Source organism: Candidatus Omnitrophota bacterium, from assembly GCA_028712255.1.
Taxonomy (GTDB): Bacteria; Omnitrophota; Gorgyraeia; order Gygaellales; family Profunditerraquicolaceae; genus UBA6249.
On record JAQTQJ010000031.1, the window covers coordinates 1 to 4,293 of the forward strand.

8 protein-coding genes are annotated in these 4,293 nt (G+C 36.9%); 6 read left to right on the forward strand and 2 right to left on the reverse strand.

What is annotated here, in order from left to right:
* Window positions 1-157: 157 nt before the first annotated feature.
* Both PHC29_08640 and PHC29_08645 read right to left on the reverse strand, forming a co-directional pair.
* Window positions 158-676: a hypothetical protein gene (locus PHC29_08640; GenBank protein MDD5109544.1), complete on the reverse strand. Its 519-nt coding sequence runs from the start codon at window positions 674-676 to the stop codon at window positions 158-160.
* Window positions 673-1,539 (reverse strand): AAA family ATPase, encoded by an 867-nt coding sequence (locus tag PHC29_08645; GenBank protein MDD5109545.1) that lies wholly within the window; start codon window positions 1,537-1,539, stop codon window positions 673-675. Before PHC29_08645 ends, PHC29_08640 begins: the two co-directional genes overlap by 4 nt.
* A 99-nt stretch (window positions 1,540-1,638) precedes the next feature.
* Here PHC29_08645 and PHC29_08650 point away from each other — a divergent pair, with 99 nt between their 5' ends.
* The 6 genes from PHC29_08650 to PHC29_08675 all read left to right on the forward strand — a co-directional run.
* Window positions 1,639-1,983 (forward strand): PilZ domain-containing protein, encoded by a 345-nt coding sequence (locus tag PHC29_08650; GenBank protein ID MDD5109546.1) that lies wholly within the window; start codon window positions 1,639-1,641, stop codon window positions 1,981-1,983.
* 28 nt (window positions 1,984-2,011) lie between these two features.
* On the forward strand, window positions 2,012-2,200 hold the full coding sequence (locus tag PHC29_08655) for a hypothetical protein (GenBank protein MDD5109547.1): 189 nt from the start codon (window positions 2,012-2,014) through the stop codon (window positions 2,198-2,200).
* A gap of 2 nt (window positions 2,201-2,202) precedes the next feature.
* Window positions 2,203-2,550, forward strand: a complete 348-nt coding sequence (locus PHC29_08660; protein ID MDD5109548.1) for a PilZ domain-containing protein — start codon at window positions 2,203-2,205, stop codon at window positions 2,548-2,550.
* Window positions 2,551-2,600: 50 nt separating this feature from the next.
* Complete coding sequence (locus tag PHC29_08665; GenBank protein MDD5109549.1) at window positions 2,601-3,113, forward strand: DUF4416 family protein; 513 nt, start codon at window positions 2,601-2,603, stop codon at window positions 3,111-3,113.
* A gap of 6 nt (window positions 3,114-3,119) precedes the next feature.
* Window positions 3,120-4,082, forward strand: coding sequence for a radical SAM protein (locus PHC29_08670; protein ID MDD5109550.1), 963 nt, complete (start codon window positions 3,120-3,122; stop codon window positions 4,080-4,082).
* A gap of 13 nt (window positions 4,083-4,095) precedes the next feature.
* The coding region (locus PHC29_08675; protein MDD5109551.1) for a DUF2062 domain-containing protein at window positions 4,096-4,293 on the forward strand (198 nt) is incomplete at its 3' end.

A 4,293-nucleotide genomic window follows, 5' to 3' on the forward strand; every position in this document is an offset into this window, starting at 1 on the left:
TATCGATAAGATTATTAAAGCGCATTATCATGATAAGAAATTTTCAGGTAAGGAAAATAAATTTGTGCTCATCTGTGGTATTGGAAAGACTAAAATTGTACGTAATATAAGCCTGGATTTAATAAGAGAGGCAATTAAAAAGCTGGGAAGTTAGAATTTATCTATGGCTAGCGAGGCTAATAAGTTTTCCGTCCTTATCAAGTTCCACGGTATTTGTAGTAATCTTGGTTATTTTTGCCCCGTCAACCGAATCATTTTCCCTTACAATCTGGTTATTTACTAGCGCATAACCATCGTTATCGGAGAAGAAAATCCCGTTTAAAACGAAGTCTGGTTCAGTAGATTTATTGTTTGCTAAAGGCGTAATTGGGGAAATGGGCAAAGTAGCTGGGGTTGGAGTAGTTAACTTGGTAGTTTTTTCTTCATAGTTTTGTTGTTGGTTATGGGTAGAAACTAAGCTACGGCTCTCTGGACGGCTAAGCAGGCTAAAAATGAATTTACTCAATAAAATTCCTGCCAGAATAATTAATATATATATTAGTAGTGGCGCAGGTGTAGAAATAAGTTTAGCTGGCAGGTTATGGTTTTCTAAACCATGGTTTTGCGGCCTATTTCTTACTTCATTTTCCTGAATATATTGTTCAGTTTTTTTTAACGCTTCATTGATAATGCTCATATGCTTTTGGCCACAGAGTAAGTATCCAATTCTTCAACACATCTTTTCATGATGTTAAAATCTATATGGGTAGTTTCATTGATATACCCGGCTAGAAGAGCTCGGTCACAAATCATGTTGATTAGCCTGGGGGTACCTCCGGAGAAACGGCTGATTATATCGATAGCCTCATTACTGAAGATGATTTTCTGTCCTTGACCAGAGAAAGTTAGGCCATGGTTTTCTGGTTTATTTCCTGTTTCTGCAATCTCAAGCCGCCAGTTAATGTAGTTTTTTATTTCATCGGTATCTAGAGGGCTGATGTGGTATCTTACCATTATTCTTTGGCGCAGTTGCCTTAAATCATGTAGATTAAGGCGGGAATTTAACTCTGGCTGTCCCACTAAAATTACCTGTAACAACTTATCTTTTTCCGTCTCTAAATTTGAAAGTAGCCGTATTTGTTCAAGCAGGGAAGGTTTGAGATTTTGGGCCTCATCGACTATTAATACCAAGTTATTTCCTGCACTTGATTCTTTTAGCAGGAAGTTATTTAGTTCCAAAACCATACCTAATTTGGTATTATTTTTAGGATTAATTCCAAAATCTTTAACAATCGATTCTAATAACTGAATTTCAGAAAAGGTGGGATTTAGGATAAAAGCAGTTTTTACATTTTTACCAACCTGATTTAGAAAAAAACGGCAAATGGTTGTCTTGCCTGTACCGATCTCTCCAGTTAGGACGATAATTCCTTTTCTTTGGGAGACTCCATAGATTAGGTGTGAGAGGGCTTCTTTATGTTTTTTACTGGAGAAAAAAAAGGCTGGGTCACTAGTGACATTAAAAGGGCGTTCTTTTAATCCGTAATATTTACAGTACATCTATTTATATCTCCTTTGAGGCTTTATTATAACAAAATTTAAAATTTTGTAAAGTTGTAAAGTATTGACATATTTAGGAATGTGTGCTATATTTTTTTAATGGTGCTCTTACTAAAACAGAAAGAAAATCGAAGTTTACCGAGGGTAGATTTTTGTTCGAATATACGTTATCAGATTAGGGGTAAGCCTGATTTCAATAGCGCTATCACTAAAGATATAAGTTGCGGTGGGTTAAGGTTTACCAATGATAGGTTTGTTCCTACTTTTACCCCAATAATGCTTGAAATTAATGTTTTAAACCGCGTATTAAGGCCTATCGCAAGAGTGGCTTGGTCAACTCCTTTACCGCATTCAAACCGTAACCAAACAGGGGTGACGTTTGTTGAGTTTGATATGCTAGAAAGCAAGTACCTTAAAGATTTTGTAAATATGCAGCTTGGTTAACTATAACTCAATGAAAGGAAAATAAGTCATGGCTCCGCAGGCACCTGAAACGAAAGAAAAAGAAGCAAAACCAAAAAGAGAGAAAAAATCTAATTGTCCGGCGTGTAATAAGATAGTTAAAAAATTAAAACGATATTATCGCGACGGTAAATTTTATTGCAGTAAAAAATGCAGGCGCGCATTCATTAGTAAATCTAAGGCAGAAGAGAAGAAATAATAATGAAGTCTTCTAAAGAACGCAGGTTACATCCACGACTGGAGCAGAAATTACCAATAGGCTTAGCGGTAAATGGCTATGATTTTTCTACGTCTACCTTTAATATCAGCTGCGTAGGCGCTTATTGCCACTTGGACAAGTATATGCCGCCTTTTACCAAAATTTCCGTAAAGTTAAGTTTGCCTGGTAAAAACCATTCTGCTAAAGCCACGATCGTTGAATGTAAGGGGGTAGTGGTAAGGGCCGAAGATGAAACCCGCGGCGGATTTAATCTGGCTATATTCTTTAATAGAATAGGCGATCAACAGCGTAAAAAGATCGCCCAATACATAAGTAAATTCTTACCTTAAAAAACTGTGGCTTTGGTTACTAGAAGTCGCTGCGCAGCTTTCCAATCACATTGGGAAAAATCAGAAAATATAATCCGGTAAAGCTGATAATAGGTCTCATCTACAAAGATGAGGCTATTTTTATCAGAACCAAAGATAAATTAAAAAGAAAATTCGGAGTAATTGATTTTGAATCCGAGCCTATGGATTTTAGCTATACTGATTACTATAAAGCCGAAATGGGAAGTAATCTGAAAAAAAGGTTTCTTAGCTTTCGTAAATTAGTTGCGCTTCAGGATTTATACCGGATTAAACTTTATACCAACAGATTAGAATCCAGGTTCTTAACCGCTGGATTACGCCAGATAAATATTGACCCCGGGTATATAGATTTAGCAAAATTAGTGCTTGCAACAACTAAAGATTATGCGCATCGGATTTTTTTACGTAAAGGAATTTTTGCCGAAATAACCCTTTCTTTTAGGGATAATTCATTTTTTCCCAACGACTGGACTTATCCTGATTATCGCAGTAAAGAATATATCGATATCTTTAATCAAATCAGGAAGCTTTATCTTCCTTAAAATAAATTGGCAGAGTATCCTTCGTATTTTAACGCTTATAAAAGTGGCAGATTAAAGAAAATAGCCCAGCAGCTTTTTCTTTCTCTTGAATCATGCCAGATTTGCCCGCGCCGTTGTAAGGTTAATCGTTTGGAAGGGAAAAGAGGTTTTTGTAGAACGGCAGAGCTTCCCAAGGTTTACAGCTTTACGCCTCATCATGGTGAGGAACCGCCAATATCGGGCACAAAAGGAAGTGGCACGATATTTTTTAGCCATTGCAATATGGGTTGTGTTTACTGTCAGAATTATGAGTTTAGCCAGTTGGGAGCTGGCAGGGAATATGCTTTTGAGCAACTTGCGCAAGTTATGTTAGATTTGCAGAAGTTAGGATGCCACAATATCAATTTAGTTACGCCAACGCATGTTTTGCCACAAATACTAAAAAGTTTAGAATTAGCAATACCGCAAGGTTTAAAGATACCTTTAGTCTATAATACCAGCGGTTATGAGGCAGGCCAGATTATTGCTTTACTTGATGGTATTGTGGATATTTATTTAGCTGATAGCCGTTATGGAGATAACGATATTGCCAAAGAATTATCCCAGGCCTGCGATTATGTAGAGTCTAATCGAGAAGCGCTTAAGGAAATGCATCGGCAGGTAGGTGTAGCTAAGATCTTAAGTGATGGATTGATTGAAAAAGGCCTGATCATCAGGCATCTGGTACTGCCCAATCAAGTCTCTTTTACTGAGAAGATAATGAAATTTGTTGCCGAGGAATTATCAGAAGATACCTATATAAGTTTGATGAGCCAGTATCTGCCATATCATAAAGCATCTGGTTATTCTAAAATTAATCGCCGCCTAAAATCTTCTGAGTATGAAGAAGCTAAACAGATACTAGAAAGTTACCATTTACTCAACGGTTGGATTCAGGAATCATATGGCCAAGAAAGATTTGCTGGAGTCAATATAAAGCCCGCTCAATGAGCCTTCAATAAATATGCCAGAAAAATCTGGATTTAATAAAATTTTAAATTTCTTATTTTCAAAACTTTTTAAAATTAATGATACTGCTGGAAAAATAGCCTTAGGAGTTGGCCTTGGCGTGTTTAGCGGGCTTATGCCAGCAACTGGCCCGCTTGCCGCATTATTTCTGGCTTTTATTTTTAAGGCAAATCGGGCTGCGGCATTATTGGGT

Bases quoted from the DNA above. Each gene is read 5' to 3' on its own strand.
- PHC29_08640 (MDD5109544.1), bottom strand. From the start codon at position 676: ATGAGCATTATCAATGAAGCGTTAAAAAAAACTGAACAATATATTCAG.
- PHC29_08645 (MDD5109545.1), bottom strand. From the start codon at position 1,539: ATGTACTGTAAATATTACGGATTAAAAGAACGCCCTTTTAATGTCACT.
- PHC29_08650 (MDD5109546.1), top strand. From the start codon at position 1,639: ATGGTGCTCTTACTAAAACAGAAAGAAAATCGAAGTTTACCGAGGGTA.
- PHC29_08655 (MDD5109547.1), top strand. From the start codon at position 2,012: ATGGCTCCGCAGGCACCTGAAACGAAAGAAAAAGAAGCAAAACCAAAA.
- PHC29_08660 (MDD5109548.1), top strand. From the start codon at position 2,203: ATGAAGTCTTCTAAAGAACGCAGGTTACATCCACGACTGGAGCAGAAA.